At 71.6% G+C, this 19033-nt stretch carries 19 protein-coding genes; 9 read left to right on the plus strand and 10 right to left on the minus strand.

Annotation, left to right across the window (positions count from 1 at the left end; all coding sequences use genetic code 11):
- Window positions 1-4: 4 nt before the first annotated feature.
- The 6 genes from FHP29_RS14155 to FHP29_RS14180 form a co-directional block, all read right to left on the minus strand.
- Window positions 5-655: a hypothetical protein gene (locus FHP29_RS14155; protein ID WP_139623517.1), complete on the minus strand. Its 651-nt coding sequence runs from the start codon at window positions 653-655 to the stop codon at window positions 5-7.
- 102 nt (window positions 656-757) lie between these two features.
- Window positions 758-1204 (minus strand): 50S ribosomal protein L9, encoded by a 447-nt coding sequence (gene rplI / locus FHP29_RS14160; RefSeq protein ID WP_139623518.1) that lies wholly within the window; start codon window positions 1202-1204, stop codon window positions 758-760.
- 32 nt (window positions 1205-1236) lie between these two features.
- Window positions 1237-1473: a 30S ribosomal protein S18 gene (rpsR, locus tag FHP29_RS14165; protein ID WP_136436555.1), complete on the minus strand. Its 237-nt coding sequence runs from the start codon at window positions 1471-1473 to the stop codon at window positions 1237-1239.
- A gap of 68 nt (window positions 1474-1541) precedes the next feature.
- Entirely contained in the window at window positions 1542-2132 is a 591-nt protein-coding gene (locus FHP29_RS14170) for a single-stranded DNA-binding protein (protein WP_139623519.1), read from the minus strand.
- 126 nt (window positions 2133-2258) lie between these two features.
- Entirely contained in the window at window positions 2259-2546 is a 288-nt protein-coding gene (gene rpsF / locus FHP29_RS14175; RefSeq protein ID WP_139623520.1) for a 30S ribosomal protein S6, read from the minus strand.
- Between the two features lie 162 nt (window positions 2547-2708).
- Entirely contained in the window at window positions 2709-4694 is a 1986-nt protein-coding gene (locus FHP29_RS14180) for an FHA domain-containing protein (protein WP_158296569.1), read from the minus strand.
- Between the two features lie 123 nt (window positions 4695-4817).
- On the opposite strand from FHP29_RS14180, the gene FHP29_RS14185 reads away from it, so the two are divergent.
- The 4 genes from FHP29_RS14185 to FHP29_RS14200 are packed head-to-tail and all read left to right on the plus strand — an operon-like array spanning window position 4818 to window position 8521.
- Window positions 4818-5627: a deoxyribonuclease IV gene (locus tag FHP29_RS14185; RefSeq protein ID WP_205014122.1), complete on the plus strand. Its 810-nt coding sequence runs from the start codon at window positions 4818-4820 to the stop codon at window positions 5625-5627.
- A 52-nt stretch (window positions 5628-5679) separates the two neighbouring features.
- Window positions 5680-6207 carry a hypothetical protein gene (locus tag FHP29_RS14190; protein WP_139623523.1) on the plus strand — a complete coding sequence of 176 codons (528 nt, stop codon included), beginning with the start codon at window positions 5680-5682 and terminating at the stop codon, window positions 6205-6207.
- 50 nt (window positions 6208-6257) lie between these two features.
- Window positions 6258-7412, plus strand: coding sequence for a lipid II:glycine glycyltransferase FemX (locus FHP29_RS14195; RefSeq protein ID WP_139623524.1), 1155 nt, complete (start codon window positions 6258-6260; stop codon window positions 7410-7412).
- Window positions 7412-8521 (plus strand): alanine racemase, encoded by a 1110-nt coding sequence (locus FHP29_RS14200; RefSeq protein ID WP_139623525.1) that lies wholly within the window; start codon window positions 7412-7414, stop codon window positions 8519-8521. The genes FHP29_RS14195 and FHP29_RS14200 overlap by 1 nt, the downstream gene beginning before the upstream one ends.
- On the opposite strand, the gene FHP29_RS14205 is transcribed toward FHP29_RS14200, so the two are convergent.
- Together FHP29_RS14205 and FHP29_RS14210 are read right to left on the minus strand one after the other, a co-directional pair.
- On the minus strand, window positions 8511-9905 hold the full coding sequence (locus FHP29_RS14205) for a glycosyltransferase family 87 protein (protein WP_240044506.1): 1395 nt from the start codon (window positions 9903-9905) through the stop codon (window positions 8511-8513). The two genes, FHP29_RS14200 and FHP29_RS14205, sit on opposite strands and share 11 nt — an antisense overlap.
- 3 nt (window positions 9906-9908) lie before the next feature.
- The gene (locus FHP29_RS14210; RefSeq protein ID WP_240044507.1) at window positions 9909-12146 is read right to left on the minus strand and encodes a transglycosylase domain-containing protein; all 2238 of its coding nucleotides are present in this window, start codon (window positions 12144-12146) and stop codon (window positions 9909-9911) included.
- Between the two features lie 170 nt (window positions 12147-12316).
- On the opposite strand from FHP29_RS14210, the gene FHP29_RS14215 reads away from it, so the two are divergent.
- From FHP29_RS14215 to FHP29_RS14230, 4 genes are all read left to right on the plus strand, one after another.
- Entirely contained in the window at window positions 12317-13246 is a 930-nt protein-coding gene (locus tag FHP29_RS14215; protein ID WP_139623526.1) for a hypothetical protein, read from the plus strand.
- The gene (locus FHP29_RS14220) at window positions 13243-14973 is read left to right on the plus strand and encodes a peptidase M16 family protein (protein ID WP_139623527.1); all 1731 of its coding nucleotides are present in this window, start codon (window positions 13243-13245) and stop codon (window positions 14971-14973) included. The genes FHP29_RS14215 and FHP29_RS14220 overlap by 4 nt, the downstream gene beginning before the upstream one ends.
- 116 nt (window positions 14974-15089) lie before the next feature.
- Window positions 15090-15695 (plus strand): PadR family transcriptional regulator, encoded by a 606-nt coding sequence (locus tag FHP29_RS14225; RefSeq protein WP_139623528.1) that lies wholly within the window; start codon window positions 15090-15092, stop codon window positions 15693-15695.
- 61 nt (window positions 15696-15756) lie between these two features.
- Entirely contained in the window at window positions 15757-16839 is a 1083-nt protein-coding gene (locus FHP29_RS14230) for an inositol-3-phosphate synthase (protein ID WP_139623529.1), read from the plus strand.
- Between the two features lie 267 nt (window positions 16840-17106).
- Here the strand turns inward: FHP29_RS14230 and FHP29_RS14235 are convergent, their stop codons facing one another.
- Window positions 17107-18099, minus strand: a complete 993-nt coding sequence (locus FHP29_RS14235; RefSeq protein WP_139623530.1) for an endonuclease/exonuclease/phosphatase family protein — start codon at window positions 18097-18099, stop codon at window positions 17107-17109.
- Window positions 18100-18136: 37 nt separating this feature from the next.
- Window positions 18137-18619: an SRPBCC family protein gene (locus FHP29_RS14240; protein WP_139623531.1), complete on the minus strand. Its 483-nt coding sequence runs from the start codon at window positions 18617-18619 to the stop codon at window positions 18137-18139.
- 170 nt (window positions 18620-18789) lie between these two features.
- On the opposite strand from FHP29_RS14240, the gene FHP29_RS21755 reads away from it, so the two are divergent.
- Window positions 18790-19033, plus strand: a 244-nt coding sequence (locus tag FHP29_RS21755) for a hypothetical protein (protein WP_158296570.1), incomplete at its 3' end; no start/stop codon positions are given.

Here is a 19033-nt window from a genome sequence, read left to right on the forward strand (position 1 = left end):
GGACTCAGCCGATCGCCGCCAGCAGCTTCTCGGCCAGCCCGACGGACTGGTTGAGCGGGTCGCCCTCGTACTCGACGCCCTTCTCGTAGTCGAGGTCGATCTGCAGCAGCACCTTCGGGGAGCAGGCGCGCAGCTCACCCTCGAAGTCCGGCGGGCTGCTCACCTTCCACCAGCCGGCGGTGGCGCCGGCGATGTCGTTCGCGGGCTCCACGCTGCCCTCGTCGTCGGAGGGCTGCGGGCAGCCGAAGGCGCCCTGGGTGAAGTCCTCCGGCCCGGTCACCTTCACGGTGACCTCGGCGAGGCCCTCCGCCTCGAAGGAGCAGTCGTCGCTGGTCCAGGCGAGCCCGCCACCGGTGCTGCCCTCCGAGCCGGAGTCGCTGCCGCCGACCTCGGGGGCGCCGAAGGACATGCCGTACGCCTCGGCCAGGTCCTCGGCCGTGACCAGGTCGCAGGCGGCCGGCAGCCCGGCGGCGGCGGCGCTGCTCGAGGGCTGGGCCGGTGCCGACGTGGTCGCGCTGGTGGCCTCGGCCGGGGTGGACGTCTCGGTCGCACTCGGGCTGGGCGTGTCCTCCACCACCGGGTCGTCGTCGCCGCAGGCCGTCAGGACCGGGGTCAGCAGCAGGAGGGCAGCGGGCCACAGCCGTCGTACACGCATGGGGGAAGCTCCTGAGTCGCTCGGGGAAGGGAAGGAGTCCACCAAAACTAACGGCGTGGCCGGCCCCGCAGGGACCGGCCACGCCGTCGTACGTCGATCAGGTCAGCTCGGGATGACGTTGAGCGACACCGCGGCGGAGACCTCGTCGTGCAGCTTGACCGAGACCGCGTGGTTGCCCAGCGACTTGATCGGGTTGCCGAGGACGATGGTCCGCTTGTCGATGGCCTCGCCGGCGGCCTCGCCGAGCGCGGTCGCGATGTCGGCGGGGGTGACCGCACCGAACAGGCGGCCGCCCTGGCCGGCCTTGACCTTGACGTCGACCGGCGAGCCCTCGAGCTTGGCCTTCAGCTCGGCGGCGTGGTTCTCGTCGCGGACGGCGCGGGACGCGCGGGCGGTCTTGATCGAGTCGGCCTGCGCCTGGGCGCCCCGGGTCCACCGGATGCCGAAGCCGCGGGGGATGAGGTAGTTGCGGCCGTAGCCGTCCTTGACCTCCACCACGTCACCGGCGGCGCCGAGGTTCTCGACCTCCTGGGTCAGGATGATCTTCATGAGTTCAGCTCTCCTTCTCTGCTAGCCGGGGCTCAGCGGCCGCTGGAGGTGTAGGGCAGCAGAGCGACCTCGCGGGCGTTCTTCACCGCGATCGCAACGTCCCGCTGGTGCTGGACGCAGTTGCCGGTCACCCGACGGGCGCGGATCTTGCCACGGTCGGAGATGAACTTCTTCAGAAGGCCGGTGTCCTTGTAGTCGACACCGGTGGCCTTCTCCTTGCAGAACTGGCAAACCTTCTTCTTCGGCTTGCGGACGACTGCCTTCGCCATTGTGGTGCTCCTCCTCAGAGCCCGGCCGCGTCAGTCAACGTCGGCCGGAATGGTTGATGTGATGATGCTTAGAACGGGGGCTCGTCGCTGGACGAGACTCCCGGTGCGGCCCACGGGTCGTTGGCCGGAGCGCCGCCGCCGTAGCCGGAGCCGCCCTGCTGGCCGCCACCGGAGGGCGCGCTGCCCCACGGGTCCTGACCCGCGGGACGGCCACCCTGGTTGCCGCCCTGACCACCCTGCTGGCCGCCCTGCTGGCCACCGCCCTGGCTGCCGTAGCCGCCACCGCCGCCGGAGCGGCTCGCGCGGGTGACCTTGGCGGTCGCCCAGGTCAGCGACGGGCCGATCTCGTCGACCTGCAGCTCGTTGACCGTGCGCTTCTGGCCCTCACGGTCCTCGTAGGAGCGCGACACAAGTCGGCCCTGCACGACGACGCGCATGCCCTTCTGGAGCGACTCCGCGACGTTCTCCGCGACCTGCCGCCAGACCGAGCAGCGCAGGAACAGGGTCTCCCCGTCCTTCCACTCGTTGGTCTGCCGGTCGAAGGAGCGCGGGGTCGAGGCCACCGTGAAGTTGGCGACGGCCGCGCCCGACGGGGTGAAGCGGAGCTCAGGGTCGTCGGTGAGGTTTCCGATGACGGTGATGACGGTGTCGCCAGCCATGGTGGTCTCCTGATGAGGGTGGAATGAACGAAACGTGCCGGGTCAGACCCGGACAACGGTCCCCATCGTGTCCCGGACGTCCGACATTGCGTAGCGGTCGTCCACAGACACGATCTGTTCGGTTCCTCAGACGGTGGGTCGCAGGACCTTGGTCCGCAGCACGGACTCGTTGAGGGTCAGCTGACGGTCGAGCTCGTCGACCGTCGCCGGGGCGGCGGTCAGCTTGACGATGGCGTAGATGCCCTCGGCGTGCTTCTTGATCTCGTACGCCAGGCGGCGCTTGCCCCACACGTCGACGTTGTCGACCGTGCCGCCGTCGTTGCGGACGACGTTCAGGTACTTGTCGAGCGACGGCTGGACCGTCCGCTCGTCGAGGCTCGGGTCGAGGATGACCACGACTTCATAGTTGCGCAAAGCGGTCTCCACCTCCTCTGGACTCAGGCGGCCGCGGACTTTCCGCGGCAGGAGGGCCTTGCTTGCCTGCTGGTTCGGCCCAGCAGACGTGTACGGCGCCAGCGGCACCGGACAGGAGAGGCTAACAGCGCTCGGGCGACCGGGCCGAATCGCGACGGGCGCTCAGCCGAACAGCACCGGGTTCTCGATCTTGGTCTCGTCGATGACCAGGACCGCGACCGCCCCGCCCAGGCCCTCGGGCACGTCGAGCGACACCGACGCGCAGACGTCGTCGGGCCCGAGGTCCCACGAGCCGTCGAGCGAGCCGAGCAGCTCGCCCTGCGGGTTGTAGAGCTCGATCGTGAACGGCGTCCCGTCCGGCAGCCCGGTGACGGCGAAGTGGGCGTACAGGGTCGCCGGCAGCGTCACGCCGCCGAGCACCTGCGGGTCGTCGAGGGTGCTGGTCGTCGAGCAGTCGCTGTTTCCGTCGGTGCTCCAGCCCGAGGGGGCCGCGTTCGCGTCGTCCATCGGGTCGGCCGGCGGCTCCGGAACGTCCTCGAGGTACGGCGAGACGTAGTCGGGGTCGCCGCCCTTCTCGGCGATCTCGACGATGTCGTCGGTCAGGTTGACCGGCCGGATGCGTGCCGAGCCACCGGTGAACGCGCCGCCCTCGCCGCTGTCGCCGACGGTCGACTCGGTGACGACGGCGCTGTTGATGCCGACCAGCTCGCCGTCGTCGTTGATGGAGGCGCCGCCGGAGTTGCCGGAGCCGATCCGGATGTCGCTGTCGATCCAGGCCCGGTTGCCGGGGACCGCGGCCTCCTTGAGGAAGGTCGACACGACGCCGCGGGTGACCGTCAGCGCGCGGTCGAGCCCGTCGTCCGAGGCGACGTGGGCGACCGCCGGGAACCCGAGCGCGGTGAGCTCGTCGCCGGTGCGCAGGTCGTCGCTGTCGCCGAGCGGGACGGGCGCCGGGAGGTCGAGCTCGTCCTCGTCGATCTCCTTGCCGTCGGCGTCGCCGGTGATCTTCAGGACCGCGAGGTCGAGCACGCCGTCGGCGACGATCGGCTCGGCGGAGTACGACGGCGCCGCGGGCTTGTCGTCCTCGGCGGAGGTGAGCGCGACCAGGAGTCCGGCCGGGTCCTCCTCGCCGGACTGCTGGCCCGGCGCGCTGGGCTTGCCGACGTGGGCGTTGGTGAGGATCAGGCCGTCCGCGCTGATGATCGTGCCGGAGCCGGTGTACATCGGCTCGCCGTCGTCGTCGACGGCGATGATCAGCACGCTGGCGAGCTTGGCCCGGTCGAGCTCCTCGGCGCTCAGCCCGGCCGCCTCGGTCGACCCGTCCTTGCCCCCGTCGTCGCCGAGGACGACGGCCGCGGTGGTGCCACCGCCGACGAGGACGAGCGCGGCCATCACGCCGCCGACGATCGCGGCCGTGCGCTTGCGCTTCTTCTTCGCGAGCGACTTCTGCGCGGCCCCGGCGGCCACGATCGGCACGACCTCGACCTCGGCGCCCGCCGTGGGGTGACCGAGCATCAGCGTCGTCGGGTCCTCGAGCTTGCGCTGGGCGACCCGGTCCTCCTCCAGGTACGTGCCGGCGGTCGACCGGTCGACGTACCACCAGCCGTCGGGGCGGCCCTCGACCACGCCGTGCAGGCGCGAGACCGACGGGTCGTCGACGACGACCTCGCTGCCCGGGTCGCGTCCGATCCGGACCACGACCCCCGGTGGGAAGCGCTTCGAGACGCCGCCGACGCGGACCAGCAGGCCGGGGCCGTGGACGTAGCCGGGCCCGGCCGGGGCGACCCCGGGCAGGACCGTCTGCTCGAGGGCGGCGGGCGGGAAGGCCGCCGGGGCGGGCGCGGCCGGGCGTGCGGGGGCGGCGGGGGTGAGCACGACCTCCTCGCCGCCGACGCCGCCCAAGCGCACACTGGTGGGCCCGTTGAGCCGGACCTCGCTCACCCGCGCCCCGTTGAGGAAGGTGCCACCGCTCGACCCGATGTCGACCAGCACCCAGCCGGAGCCGTCCGAGCGCAGCTGCGCGTGCCGACGCGAGGCGGAGGGGGCGGTGAGGACGATGTCGGAGCCGGCGTCGCGCCCGATGCTGACGACGCGAGGCTCCTCGAACGACCAGGTCCGGCCGCCCGCGGAGACGTGGAGGGTGGTCACGCGAGGACGGTAGTGCCCCCGGCGCGCCCGCGACGACCGACCCGGCGAAGAGGGGACTGCCTCAGGACAACGCGGGGACATGCCGGGACAGGCGTGTCGCCGGGTCTCCCTACGATGGGCCGCATGAGCCACCCCGCGAGCGAGCCGCGCATCGGAGCCCACGTCGACCAGACCGACCCGATCGCCGAGGCAGCCGCCCGCAACGCCCCGCTCGTGCAGTTCTTCCTCGGCAACCCGCAGTCCTACAAGGGTCCCGTCCTCGCGTACGACGGCGGCCCGGCCGCCCTGCGCGGCGCGGCCGAGGAGGCGGGCGTCGACCTCTACGTGCACGCGCCGTACCTCATCAACGTCGCCACCACCAACAACCGCCAGCGGATCCCGAGCCGCAAGCTGCTGCAGCAGCACATGGACGCCGCCGCCGAGCTCGGCGCCAAGGGGCTGATCGTGCACGGCGGGCACGTCACCGACGACGACGACCCCGCGAAGGGCTTCGACAACTGGCGCAAGGCGGTCGAGGCGACCGACCTCAAGATCCCGCTGCTGATCGAGAACACCGCCGGCGGCACCAACGCGATGACCCGCTATCTCGACCGGATCAAGGGCACCTGGGACGCGATCGCGTCGGCCGAGGGCGCCGACATGGTGGGCTTCTGCCTCGACACCTGCCACGCCCACGCCGGCGGCAACGCGCTGGAGACGATCGTCGACGACGTTCTCGCGATCACCGGCCGGATCGACCTGGTCCACGCCAACGACAGCCGCGACGCCTTCGACTCCGGCGCCGACCGGCACGCCAACTTCGGGGCCGGCCAGATCGACCCCGACCTGCTCGCCCAGGTCGTGCGCGACGCCGGGGCGCCGGTGGTGTGCGAGACGCCGGGCGGGGCGGCCGAGCACGTCGCCGACTTCGACTGGCTGCGCGAGCGGATCTGATCGGGTCGCGCAGACCCTTGCCCCGCGGCGAAAGCGGCGTAATCTGAATTACATGATTACGACTGAGCAGCAGGAGCAGATCCGCGGCTGGTTCGCCGGTCGCCTCCCGCAGGACCTCTTCGAGGCGCTGGTGGAGGTCACCGTCGATCGCGAGGAGATCACCGTCATCGGCCGGATCGGCGAGCCGCGGCTCGCCGAGGACGCCTCCGAGACCGAGCGGGAGGCCGCCGTCCAGGGCCGGATCCAGGAGTTCCGCGAGCGCACCCGCGAGGCACGCATCGCCGTCGCCCGCGAGGCCGAGCGGCGGTTCGACCAGAAGGTCTCGTGGGGTGTCGAGTGCGGTGGCACGCGGGCCCTGTTCACCCATGTGGCCGCGCCGGTGATGACTCGGCTGCGCCAGCCCGAGCGGATCCTGCTCGACACGCTGATCGCGGGCGGGGTGGCGCGCAGCCGCAGCGAGGCCCTCGCGTGGTGCGTCCGGCTCGTCCAGCAGCACGCCGACGACTGGCTGAGCGAGCTGCGGGAGTCGCTGGAGCAGGTCCAGCGGGTTCGGGCGCAGGGACCCGACGCCGGGGTCTGAGCGCCCGACGGATCCGTCCCGCGCTCCGAGCGCCCGATAGCCTGCTTCCCATGCCGAGCGAGCGCCCGATCTCCGTCCGGACCATCAGCGCCGCCGAGCACCGCGACCACCTCGCGACGCTGCCGTCGGCCAGCTTCCTGCAGACCCCCGGGTGGGCGAAGGTGAAGAGCGAGTGGCGCAGCGAGTCGCTCGGCTGGTTCGCCGAGGACGGCACCCAGGTCGGGGTGGCCCTGGTGCTCTACCGCAAGCTCCCCAAGCTCGACCGCTCGCTGGCCTACCTGCCGGAGGGTCCGGTCATCGACTGGAGCAGCGACGACCTGGGCACCTGGCTCGACCCGATGGTGCGGCACCTGAAGAAGCAGGGCGCGTTCGCCGTACGGATCGGGCCCCCCGTCGTCACCCGGCGCTGGACGACCGCCCAGGTCAAGGAGGGCATCGCCGATCCGGCGGTGCGCCTGCTCAGCCAGCTGCCGCCAGCCGAGCGCAGCCCCGCCGGCGCGCGCACCGTCGCGCAGCTCGACGAGCTCGGGTGGCGCCACCAGGGCGTCGAGGGCGGGTTCGCCGCCGGGCAGCCGCAGTTCGTCTTCCAGATCCCGCTGCGCTCCGCCGACGGGACCCAGCGCACCGAGGACGACGTCCTCAAGGGGATGAACCAGCTCTGGCGCCGCAACATCAAGAAGGCCGCCAAGGAGGGCGTCGAGGTCACCCGCGGCGACCGCGAGGACCTGAAGGCGTTCCACGAGCTCTACGTCCACACCGCCGAGCGCGACCACTTCACGCCGCGGCCGCTGCGCTACTTCGAGACGATGTACGACGCCCTCACGGCCGACGCCGCGGCCCCGGGGGAGCGGTTCACGCTCTGGCTCGCGCACCACGACGGCGACCTGGTGGCCGCCACCATCGCGATCCGGGTCGGCGAGCACGCGTGGTACTCCTACGGCGCGTCCTCGACCGAGAAGCGCGAGGTCCGCGGCTCCAACGCCGTGCAGTGGGCGATGATCCGCGACGCGATCGCGGCCGGTGCTGCCGTCTACGACCTGCGCGGCATCACCGAGACCCTCGACGCCGACGACCCGCACGTCGGGCTGATCCAGTTCAAGGTCGGCACCGGCGGCGAGGCCGTCGAGTACGCCGGCGAGTGGGACCTGCCGGTCAACCGGGCGCTCTACAAGGCCTTCCAGCTCTACCTGAAGCGACGCGGCTGATGGTCGCGACAGGCTCGACTGACGGGACACGCGGCGGACTGACCCTCACGGTCGACGGACCGCGTTGGCGCGCCCACCTGGAGTCCGTCGCCGCCGCGCACCCGGGCATCGTCCCGGTCGCGAAGGGCAACGGCTACGGCCTCACCCTCGCCCGACTCGCACGCAGGGCCGCGTGGCTGGCCGGGCGCGGCCACGACGTGCGCACGCTGGCGGTGGGCACCTACGACGAGCTGCCCCACGTCGACCGGCGCTGGTCGGGCGACCTGCTGGTGCTCACCCCGTGGCGGCCCTGGGTCCCGACCCCCGATCCCGCGCTCGCCCGCCGACTGGTCCACACCGTGAGTCGCCCCGCCGATCTGCGCGACCTGCTCCACGCGGACCCCGGCGCGCGCGTCGTGCTCGAGCGGATGACCTCCATGCGTCGCCACGGGATGAGCGCCCGCGAGCTGTGGGAGGCGGGCGACCTGCTGCGCAAGCACCCCGGCGCCCGGGTCGAGGGGCTCGCCCTCCACCTGCCGCTCGGCCACGGCAGTCACCTGGGCGAGGTCGCCCGGCTGGTCAACGACTTCGTCGCCGCCGACGTGCCCACCCGCGGCGCCCCGCAGATCTGGGTCAGCCATCTGACCGACGCCGAGCTCGCCTCCCTGCGCACGCAGTACGCCGACTTCGACTGGCGCCCGCGGATCGGGACCGGCCTGTGGCTCGGTGACCGAGGCGCGCTGCGCGTCACCGCGACCGTCCTCGACGTGCACCCCGTCGAGCGCGGCGACGTGTTCGGCTACCGCGGCCGGACCGCCCCGAAGGCGGGGCACATCCTCGTCGTCAGCGGCGGCACCGCGCACGGCATCGGCCTGGAGGCCCCGACGGGCGAGCAGTCGATCAGGGCACGGGCGGCGACCTTGGCGCGCGGCGGTCTCGACGCGGCGGGGTTCGTGCGCTCGCCGTACGCCATCGACTCCAAGCAGCGGCTCTTCGCCGAGCCTCCGCACATGCAGGCCTCGATGCTCTTCCTCCCCGGGGGTGCACGGGTGCCCGAGGTGGGCGAGGAGGTCGATGTGCGGGTGCGCTACACCGCGACGACCTTCGACCGGGTGGTCGTCACGCCGTAGCCGCCACGGGGTCGTGGGCCGGGCGGTAGAGGTCCCGCACGATCACGGCCGCGAGGTAGAGCTCGCCGAGCACGCGCACCGCGATGCCCACCCAGTAGAACCCGGCGTCGCCGCCGCCGGCCGGCGCGAGGTAGCCGCCGAGGAACCACCAGATCGTGCAGAAGTAGAGGACCTCGCTCGCCTGCCACACGATCTGGTCGCGCCAGCGCGGGCGCGCCAGGACCGCGAGCGGCAGCAGCCACAGGACGTACTGCGGCGAGTAGACCTTGTTGACGATCAGGAAGCCGACCACGATCAGGTAGCCGAGCTGGGCCAGGCGGGGGCTGTCGAGGCTCGTCGCCGGCGCTCCTCGGCCCGAGGTCATGCCGATCACGAAGACCACGAGGCACCACGCGCCGAACAGGATCCACGACCAGAGGTTGATCGTGTGCGCCGAGAGGGCGAGGTCACCGGCCTGGTCGGCGAGCTGCCACAGCGAGCCGAGGTCGGCCGCACGGTGGGCGTTGAACGACCAGAAGACCTTCCACTGCTCCGGCCCGGAGAGGTACGCCGGCGCGTTGGCGAGCAGCCAGGCGGCCGCCGCCGCCAGGGAGGCCAGCGCGAACGCTCCGGGCCGTCGCCGTCGCAGGCAGATGACCAGCAGGCCGCCGAGCAGGAACAGCGGGTAGAGCTTGACCGCGGCGCCCAGCCCGATCAGCACCCCCGTCAGGACCGGCCGCTCCCGCGACCACGCCCACAGCGCGCCCGCGACCAGCGCGACCGCGAGCAGGTCCCAGTTGATCAGCCCCGTCAGCAGCAGGGTGGGGGACAGCGCGAACGCCGCCGCGTCCCACGGGCGGTCCCGGTTCACGCCCACGAGGAGCCAGGTCGCGAGGAGCGCGAGGGCCGCGAAGCCCACGGCGTTCACCAGCAGGAAGATGTTCTGCTCGTCGTCGACCTCCGGGTCGCCGTACAGCTCGGAGACGGGTGCCCGGTAGCGGTCCTCGAGGTCCGGCGAGCCGTTGAGCCAGTGGGTGATCCAGGCCGTGCCCCAGGCCCAGTAGGCGATGCCGACGGGATACTCCATCACCTCGTAGCGCGCCCGGATCTGGTCGTCGTCGGAGTAGGGCCAGGCGTGCTCGGCCAGCCCCCGCGGGACGTAGAGCGGCTTGAGGTCGGTGTAGCACATGTGCGAGTACACCCAGTCCTGGTCGCGCCCCTGTACCAGGGAGCACGGCGCCTTCTGCACCAGCCCCGCCGCGAACACCACGGCGGTGAGCAGGAGCAGGACCCGCGCCGGCGTCCACCACCGGTGCGGCCGCGCACGCTCGCCCATCGGACCGCCGACGACCTCGCTCAGCGCCGTGACGACCGCGTCGTCACGGGTGGGGTGGACGTGCGGCACGGATCAGCGCCGCACGCGGGGATTGTTCCCGTTGCCCGGGTTCCCGAAGGTCGGCTGGGTCGGCGGCCCCGTCGGGAAGGTCGGCGTCGGCGGCGGCTCGGTCGGAACCGGGACCTGGGTGGTCGGCGGCGGAGGCGGAGGCGGCTGCGGGGTGGACGGAGCCTCCGGCGTCTTCGTCTCCTTGGGCTTCTTCGGCTTCTTCGGCGGCGGAGGCGGCGGCGGGACGTACTCGTGGCCGTCGGTCGGCGCCTCGCCCTTGACGTACGCCGCGGGCGGCAGCTCCTCGACCTCCTCGCCCTCGAGGGCCCGGGTCATCACCGCCGTCCAGGTCTCGGCCGGGTAGGCGCCGCCGAAGTACGACGGCAGCCAGTCCTTGAGCTGCTCGTTGCCCTTGCCGCGCACGTACATCACGGCGGTCGCCAGCTGCGGGGTGTAGCCCACGAACCACGCCGAGGAGACCTCGCCGGCGCCGTTGGTGGCGGTGCCGGTCTTGCCCCCCGCCGGCCGGTCCAGGCCGAGTGCGGCCGTGCCGGAGCCGGACCTCACGACCTGCTGCAGGGCGTAGCCGACGTCGTCGGAGATCCCCTCGGGGAGGGCCTCGTGCGTGGCGACCTTGTGGGTGTAGCGCACCACGCCGTCGCGGTCGACGACCTTCTCGATGATGTAGGCGTCGGCGGCGACCCCGCGGTTGGCGATGGTGGCGTAGCCGTTGGCCATGTTGATCGGGCTCACCGTCTGCGAGCCCAGCGCGACGCCGGTGTTGGGCTCCAGGCCGGGGCTCGAGGTCGGGATGCCGTACGCCGGGTTGGCCGCCTCCTTCGGCGGGATGCCCATCGCGTTGGCGGTGGCGATGATCTGGTTCGGCCCGTCGGGCATGGCCAGGGTCATGTCGATGTAGGCGGTGTTGATGGAATCCTCGGTCGCCTTGATCAGGTTGACCCGGCCGTAGCTGTTGTCGCCCTGGTTCTCGATCGGGCGGCCGCCTCCCGGCAGCTCGTAGGGCGAGTTGCCGTCGAAGGTGTCCTTGAGCTCGAAGCCCGACTCGATGCCGGAGGCGAGGGCGAAGGGCTTGAAGGTCGAGCCGGCCTGGCCGCCGGCGACCGCCCAGTTGATCTGGGACTGGAGGTAGTCCTGGCCGCCGTAGAACCCGCGCACCGCGCCGGTCCCCGGCTCGACCGAGGCGACGGCGACGTGGAGCTGCTTGGGGCCGAAGCCCTCGGGCCGCTGCTCGGCGACGCCCTCGGCGGCGGCGGTCATCGCCTTCCTGGTGAAGGTCGTGGTGACCTGGAGGCCGCCGCCGTTGATCTCCTGGTCGCTGAAGCCGAGACGCTCGAGCTCCTGGCGCACCATGGTCAGTGCGTGGCCGCGCTGGCCGCCGTACTGCGCGCTCTCCTTGATCTTCGGGAACTTCGGCAGCGACTCGCGCGCCTGCGACACCTCGCCGGCAGGGGCGGTGTCCATCTTCTCCATCGAGTCGAGGACGTACTGGTAGCGCCCGAGGAGCTGCTCGGTCGCCTCCTCGCCGTTGTCGGGGTCGAGCCGGTTCGGGTTGTTGATGATGGCGGCCAGGGCCGCGGACTGCTTGAGGTTGAGGTCCTTGGCGTCCTTGGCGAACCAGGCCTGCGCCGCCGCCTGGATGCCGTAGGCGCCGCGGCCGAAGTAGATGGTGTTGAGGTAGCCCTCCAGCACCTCCTGCTTCTTCAGCTGGTTCTTCACCTTGAGCGAGAGGATCGCTTCCTTGATCTTCCGCTTCCAGGTGCGCTCCTGGGTGAGGTAGAGGATCTTGACGTACTGCTGGGTGATCGTGGAGGCACCCTGGGTCGCGTTGCCCTGCGCGTTGCTGAAGGCCGCTCGCAGGATGCCCTTGGGGTCCAGGCCGTTGTCGGTCCAGAACGTCTGGTTCTCCGCCGCGACGACGGCGTCCTTGACGTACTGCGGCATCTCGTCGTAGTCGATCGAGTCACGCTTCTGCACCGCGAACTGGCCCAGCTGGCCCTTGCCGTCGGAGTAGTAGACCTGGGTGGTCTCGGTGAGGAAGTCGGCGTTGGGGTCGGGGATGTCGATCGACCGGTAGGCGATGAAGAACCCGGCCGCACCCAGCACCGCCATCACCAGGCAGGCGATCAGGCCCCAGATCGTGAACCTCTGCAGCCGCTGCTTCCAGGTCCGCGGCGTGCGGTCCTTCGTGCGCGACTTCGACCGCTTGGTCGGCGCTCCGGACTTCCGTTTTCCCTGAACCACGCAGCACAGAGTACGGCGCGGCGCTCAGCCGACCGATTTGCAACGTGACTGTCGACGGAGCACCGCCTTCGAGGAAGCGTCGCCATTCTGTCTCGGGTGAGGGGCGGCCGGGGTTAGGGTGCCGGACATTCCGGGTGCATGGGGTTCTCGGAGATCGATGGGAGTCCGGGATGCCTGACATCGAGTTCGATCCGCTGGTGCAATTCCCCGAGATCGGGGCGATCCGCTCGGCCGTCAGGGCCGGCGCGTGGGAACCGGTGGCCAGCTACGTCGACGAGTGGCGCGTCGACGACCCGCAGCGCGCGAGCCTCGCTGCGTGGACGGTCGTCGAGACGGACGGGGCCGAGGCGCTGCTCACCGCCCAGCCCCGAACTCAGCTCACACGGACCCTCGCCGCGGCCCTCCGCATCCAGGAGGCCTGGCAGATCCGGGGGAGCGGCCGCGCCTCGACGGTCAGCGACGAGCAGTGGGTCGGCTTCCGGGCCAAGCTGGTCGCGGCCGAGCGGGAGCTGATGGAGCTCGCCGCGATCGATCCGCGCGACGGACTGGTCGCCTACCTCCGACTGACGTCGGGGCGGGGACTCGGGCTGGGGCTGAGCGAGGCGCAGCGGCGGTACGCACGACTGGCCGCCATCTGCCCTGACTACATCAGCGCACAGATGGCGCACCTGCAGACCCTGGCGCCCAAGTGGTCGGGCTCGACGGAGCTGATGTTCGAGTTCGCACGCACCGCCGTCAAGGAGGGCAGGCCGGGCAGCTCGGCCGGTCGACTCGTCGCCCTCGCCCACCTCGAGCACTGGCTCGACCTCGGCGACGAGGGCGGGTCGTACGTCGAGCGCGAGGAGGTCCAGCAGGAGCTCGTCGCGGCGGCGGACGCCTCGGTCTTCCACCCTGCATACGAGCCGGGACTGCGCTGGATCACCGATCACTCCTATTTCGCCTGCCTGCATGCCATCGGCGGACGCCACGACCTGACCCGACGTCACTTCGAGGCCCTCGGCCCGGTGGCAGACCTCGACGCATGGAGCTACTTCGCCGACCCGCGCGCCGAGCACGATGCCGACCGCGCCCGGGCTCTCACAGAAGGAGCCCGCGCATGACGACACAGCACTCCGAGGTCGCCGGCATCCCCCTCCTGCTCGGACCCGCCCTCGACGGCCGGTGCGCCGGCGGCCTGACGTTCCGGGTCGGGTACGCCGACGAGACGCTCGCCACCAGCGGGATCACCCACCTGACCGAGCACCTCGCGCTGCACTTCAGCGATCCGACGAAGCTGCACTCCAACGGCATCACCGGAGCGAACACCACCACCTTCCACGTCAGCGGCACGCTCGAGGAGGTCGTCACCTTCCTCAACGAGGTCGCCGCGGCCCTGCGGGACCTGCCGCTGGACCGGCTGGAGACGGAGAAGTCGGTGCTGCGCACGGAGGCGGCCCGGCGCGGTGGTCCCGCCGACATGCTGCACGCGTGGCGCTTCGGCGCCCGCGACTACGGCCTGGCCAGCTATGCCGAGCTGGGCCTGCACCGGATCGGTCGCGAGGACGTCGCCGCGTGGGCCGCACGCTGGTTCACCCGCGACAACGCGGTCCTCTGGCTGGCTGCGGACGGCGTACCCGACGGCCTCGATCTCGCCCTGCCGGCCGGACGACGCCACCCCGCGCCTGCCGTGGAGCCGTGGCTGGCGCCCGGCCCGACCCACTACCTCGGGCGCGACGGCGTCGTCGCGGCGTCCGCCCTCATCGAGCGCAGCACCGCCGGCCGAGTGTTCGTGTCGGTCCTCGAGCAGGCGCTCTACCGCGAGCTGCGCCAGGTCGGCGGCTATTCCTACTCGCCCACGGCCTCCTACGAGCCCCTCGACCGCTCGAGCGCGGTCGTGTACGCGTTCGCCGACTCCCTGCCGGAGAAGCAGGACGCCGTCGTCGGCGGGTTCGTCGACGTGCTCGCCGGGCTCCGCCTCGGCCCGATCGCGGACGACGACATCGTGGCCGCGGTCAACCGGTTGCGCACCATGCTCGACCACCCCGACGTCGCCACCCTCCGGCTCCCCGCCGACGCCGTCGACCTCCTCCTCGGGCACGACAACCTCACCGACGAGCGGGCGCGCGCCGAGCTCGACGCCGTCGATGCCGCCGCGGTGCGCGCGGTCGCCGAGGAGGTGCACGCGTCGTCGCTGCTCCAGGTGCCCCGCCGCGCCATCGACTGGGCCGGCTACGTCGAGGCCCCGGACTACAACGACATCGCGGTCACCGGCACCTCCTACCGGTTCATCGAGGAGCCGGAGGCTCAGGTCACCGCCGACGCGACCGGCGTCAGCGTCGGCACCCCCGCCGGATCCACCGGTGTGCTCTGGTCGGACGCCGTCGCCCTCACCACCTACCCCGACGGCGCCCGGACCGCCATCGGCTCCGACGGCTACCAGGTGCACGTCGAGCCCAACCTGCTCGCCGGTGACACCACCGCCCTGGTGGCCGCGATCGACGCCGGGGTCGGCAGCAGGCCCGAGATCGTCGTACCCCTGCCGGCGCGGGACCCCGAGCGGATCCCGGCCGTGTCGGAGCCGCCCGCAGCCGAACCGAAGAAGCGGACCGAGGAGGCCACCGGCCCGCGCTGGGCGCAGATCGCGGCCACCGTGTGCGGCGCCCTCGCCCTGGGCTCCCTGGTGTTCTTCCTCTGGGGCCTGATCCAGCACTTCACCGACGACGGCGCGGCGTCCGAGGAGCTCACCCGGGTCCTCGGCCGCGGGCTCCGCGCGCTGCTCCTCGGCGGGCTCAGCGTGTGGTTCCACCGGATCGGGCAGGGCAGGAAGCCGGCCACCGCCCCGGCCTGACCGGGCCCCGACCCACGGCCCGGGACCCCGATCGGGTCCCGGGCCGCGTCATGTCTGCGACACGTCCGATCCATCGGAAGTTCACGTCCCATGGATATATCGCTACGATAGATCGCATGGCACGGCGCGGGGACACCATCGAGCTGGCGGTCCTCGGACTGCTGCACGAGGGACCCATGCACGGCTACGAGCTGCGCAAGCGGCTCAACCTGATGCTGGGCTGGGGCCGCCTGCTGTCGTACGGCTCGCTCTATCCCGCGCTGAAGAAGATGCTCCGCGGCAACCTCATCGAGGAGACCGTGCCCGAGGGTCCCCAGACCCGACGTCAGCGGATCGTCTACCAGGTGACCGATCTGGGCACCCAGGAGTTCTCACGCCTGATGTCGGAGGTGGGTCCTGCCGCGTGGGAGGACGACAACTTCGACATCCGGTTCCGCTTCTTCTCCTCCACCGACATGGAAATCCGGCTGCGCGTCCTCGAGGGACGCCGCTCCCGGCTCCAGGAGCGGCTCGACCGCGTCCAGCGCGAGCTGGCGATGACGCAGGCCGAGGCCGACCGCTACGCCGCCGAGCTGCAGCGTCACGGGGTGGAGTCGGTCGAGCGTGAGGTCCGGTGGCTCTCCGAGCTCATCAACGCCGAACGCGGCGTGCAACAGGCAACACCAGGGACGGAGACGCCGCCGGCACCTGCACCACAGGCAGCGCCGTCGACACCGTCCTGATCCGACCAGGTCAGCACCTGATCATTCACGAGATGTCATGAGTACCAAGGAAGGAAACCCCATGGGTTCGGTTCGAGTTGCGATCGCCGGCGTGGGCAACTGCGCCACGTCCCTGATCCAGGGCGTGCAGTACTACCGGGACGCCGATGCCGCGAGCACCGTCCCGGGGCTCATGCACGTCCAGTTCGGCGACTACCACGTGAGCGACGTCCAGTTCGTCGCCGCGTTCGACGTCGACGACCTGAAGGTCGGCAAGGACCTCTCCGAGGCCATCAACGCCTCGCAGAACAACACCATCAAGATCGCCGACGTCCCGACGCTCGGCGTCGAGGTCCAGCGCGGCCCGACCCTCGACGGTCTCGGCAAGTACTACCGCCAGACCATCGACGAGTCCTCCGCCGAGCCGGTCGACGTCGTCCAGGTGCTCAAGGACGCCGAGGTCGACGTCCTCGTCTCCTACCTGCCGGTGGGCTCCGAGGAGGCCGACAAGTTCTACGCCCAGTGCGCGATCGACGCGGGCGTGGCCTTCGTCAACGCCCTGCCCGTCTTCATCGCCTCCGACCCGGTCTGGGCCAAGAAGTTCGAGGACGCCGGCGTCCCGATCGTCGGCGACGACATCAAGTCGCAGGTCGGCGCCACCATCACCCACCGCGTGATGGCCAAGCTGTTCGAGGACCGCGGCGTCGCGCTGGACCGCACCTACCAGCTCAACGTCGGCGGCAACATGGACTTCAAGAACATGCTCGAGCGCGAGCGCCTGGAGTCGAAGAAGGTCTCCAAGACCCAGGCCGTCACCTCCAACCTGACCGGCTCGCTGTCCGGTCTGGTCGACGACAAGAACGTCCACATCGGCCCGTCCGACTACGTCGCGTGGCTCGACGACCGCAAGTGGGCCTACGTCCGCCTCGAGGGTCGCGCCTTCGGTGACGTCCCGCTCAACCTGGAGTACAAGCTCGAGGTCTGGGACTCCCCGAACTCGGCCGGCATCATCATCGACGCCGTCCGCGCGGCCAAGATCGCCAAGGACCGCGGCGTCGGAGGCCCGATCATCCCCGCCTCGGCGTACCTCATGAAGAGCCCGCCGGTGCAGATCGAGGACACCGAGGGCCGCGCGCTCCTCGAGAAGTTCATCGCCGGCGAGTGACCCCTCGCTGATCGGCATCGCCGCCCCGGTTCGTACGACGGACCGGGGCGGCTGTCATTTCCGCCGAGGTGCCACTCCTGGCCCTGCGAGGTGCCAACGCTGGACCGCCGAAGTGCCAGGTGGGTACCCCCGAGGTGCCCATCGACGTACGCCGCTCACCCCCACCGTCCGCCGGGCGTACGTCGATCGGCACCTCGCAGGGCCCGGATTGGCACCTCGCAGGGCCTGAGCTGGCACCTCGCAGGGCCTGAGCTGGCACCTCGTCGGTCAGCAGGCGGGGGGAGGTTGGAGCTGGAGACGCGACCACACGGCCCGGTGGTCGGAGACGGTGGAGTAGAGCACCTCGGCCTGCAGCGGGGTGAACCAGCCGTCGTGGAGGATGAAGTCGATCCGGCTGCCGGGACGGTGGGCCGGGACGGTGGCGCCCTTGCCCTTCCCGACGGCCCACACGTCGCCGAACCCGGCGCCCTTGAGGATGGCGATCGGCCGGCCGTCCGGGCCGGTGTTGAAGTCGCCGCCGAAGATCTTGGGCAGCGGGTCGGCCGCCATCAGTTGCAGGGCGGTCTTCGCCGCCACGCGGCGGGCCTCGCGGGAGCGGTGGTCGAAGTGGCTGGCATAGATGCTGACGGGTACGCCGCCCACGTCGAGTCGGGCGTGCAGCAGGCCGCGCAGCTCCTTGCCGCCCGCCATCGGCAGGTGGGTGTTGGTGGCGGCGGTGACCGGGAACCGGGTCAGGATCGCGTTGCCGCGGGGTCCGGCGCCGGTGTTGCGCGAGTTGGCGCCGTACACGTGCTGGAGACCGGTCTTGGCCCCCAGGGCCGCCGCCTGGTCGAGGTTGCCGCTGACCGGGCGGCCCTTGTCGACCTCCTGCAGCAGCACGACGTCCGGGTTCCAGCCCCGGATCTCCTCGGCGATCCGGTCCAGCTCGATCCGGCCGCCGTGGCCGGTGCCGTAGTGGATGTTGAGGGTCATCACCGTCAGCTGGAGCGGCGCGGGGGTCGGGCAGGTGGGGACCGTCGGCGGGGGGACCGGCGGAGCCGTGGGAGGCGGGGTCGGCGGCGGAGGCTCGGTGCGGGTCGGCGTGGAACCCGACGACGGGGGAGGGGGCACGGCCGTGGGCGCCGACGAGGTGCCCGGGCTCGGCCGGCCTCCGGGACGCCCGCCGGGGTCCTGGAGCAGGAGCACCGCGGCGATCGCCGCGAGGACGATCAGGGCCACCGCGACGGTGGCGATCTGGGTCGCCCGGCTGCCCTCCGTCACGGGCCTATTCAACCCAATGCCCCCTGGGCCCCGCGGATCAGGCCTCGGCCTCGGCCTTGATCCGCTCCAGGGTCTGCCGGATGCCGCGGCGCAGCTCGTCGGTGAAGGGCTTCTGGCCGCCGAGCACCACCTTGGTCAGCACCTTCGAGAGGCCGGAGATGCCGTCCGGCGCCTCCCGGCGCTCGGTCAGCCGGGTTCCGCCGTCCGCGGTGGGCTCGAGCTGGAAGGACCAGATCGTCCGGTTCTCCCGGATCCGGAACGCGAAGTCGCCGGGCGTCGAGGCCGTGGGCGGCTGGAAGCGCACGACCTTGCCCCCGGTCGGCCACCGCTTGAGGCCCTGCTTGTTGAGGTTGCTGAAGGTCGCGCCCTGCTTGACCACGCCGCCCTTGACGGTCGACTTCACGACCTGCGGACTCCACTTCGCCATCGCGGGGATGTCGGTGACCAGCGCCCACACCCTCTCGGCGGGTGCGGAGATCTCGATCGAGTCCTCGAGCAGCTTCTCGACGGTGTCGCTCATGGTGGTGCCTTCCGTGGGAGCAGGGCGGTTGCCGGCAACCTACCCGCAGGTAGCGTACCGACGGTACGTGACGCCGGTCATGGTCCTCCCCCCGGGCGCCGTTTCCCTCGGGTGAGCGGCGGGCAGGGACCCACCGGCCCGCACGGGGCCGGGGCGACAGGAGGGAAGCCATGGTGTGCAGGCTCATCGCCGCCCTGGTCGCGTCCCCTGTCCTCCTGCTCGGCGGCTGCGGCGACGACCGCGCCTGGCAGCCGGGGCCGGAGGGCGTCGAGACCGCCGGCGTGGTGTGGGCGTCGGGATCGACCGTGCACCTCGGCGGCGGGCGGACCATCGACGTCGGACGGGCGTTCGAGGAGTACGTCGTGGCCCGGGACGGCGTCTACGCCGTGCCCACGAAGGGCGAACGGGGCCTCG

The organism is Nocardioides albidus, from assembly GCF_006335005.1.
In the GTDB taxonomy this organism is placed as follows: Bacteria; Actinomycetota; Actinomycetes; order Propionibacteriales; family Nocardioidaceae; genus Nocardioides; species Nocardioides albidus.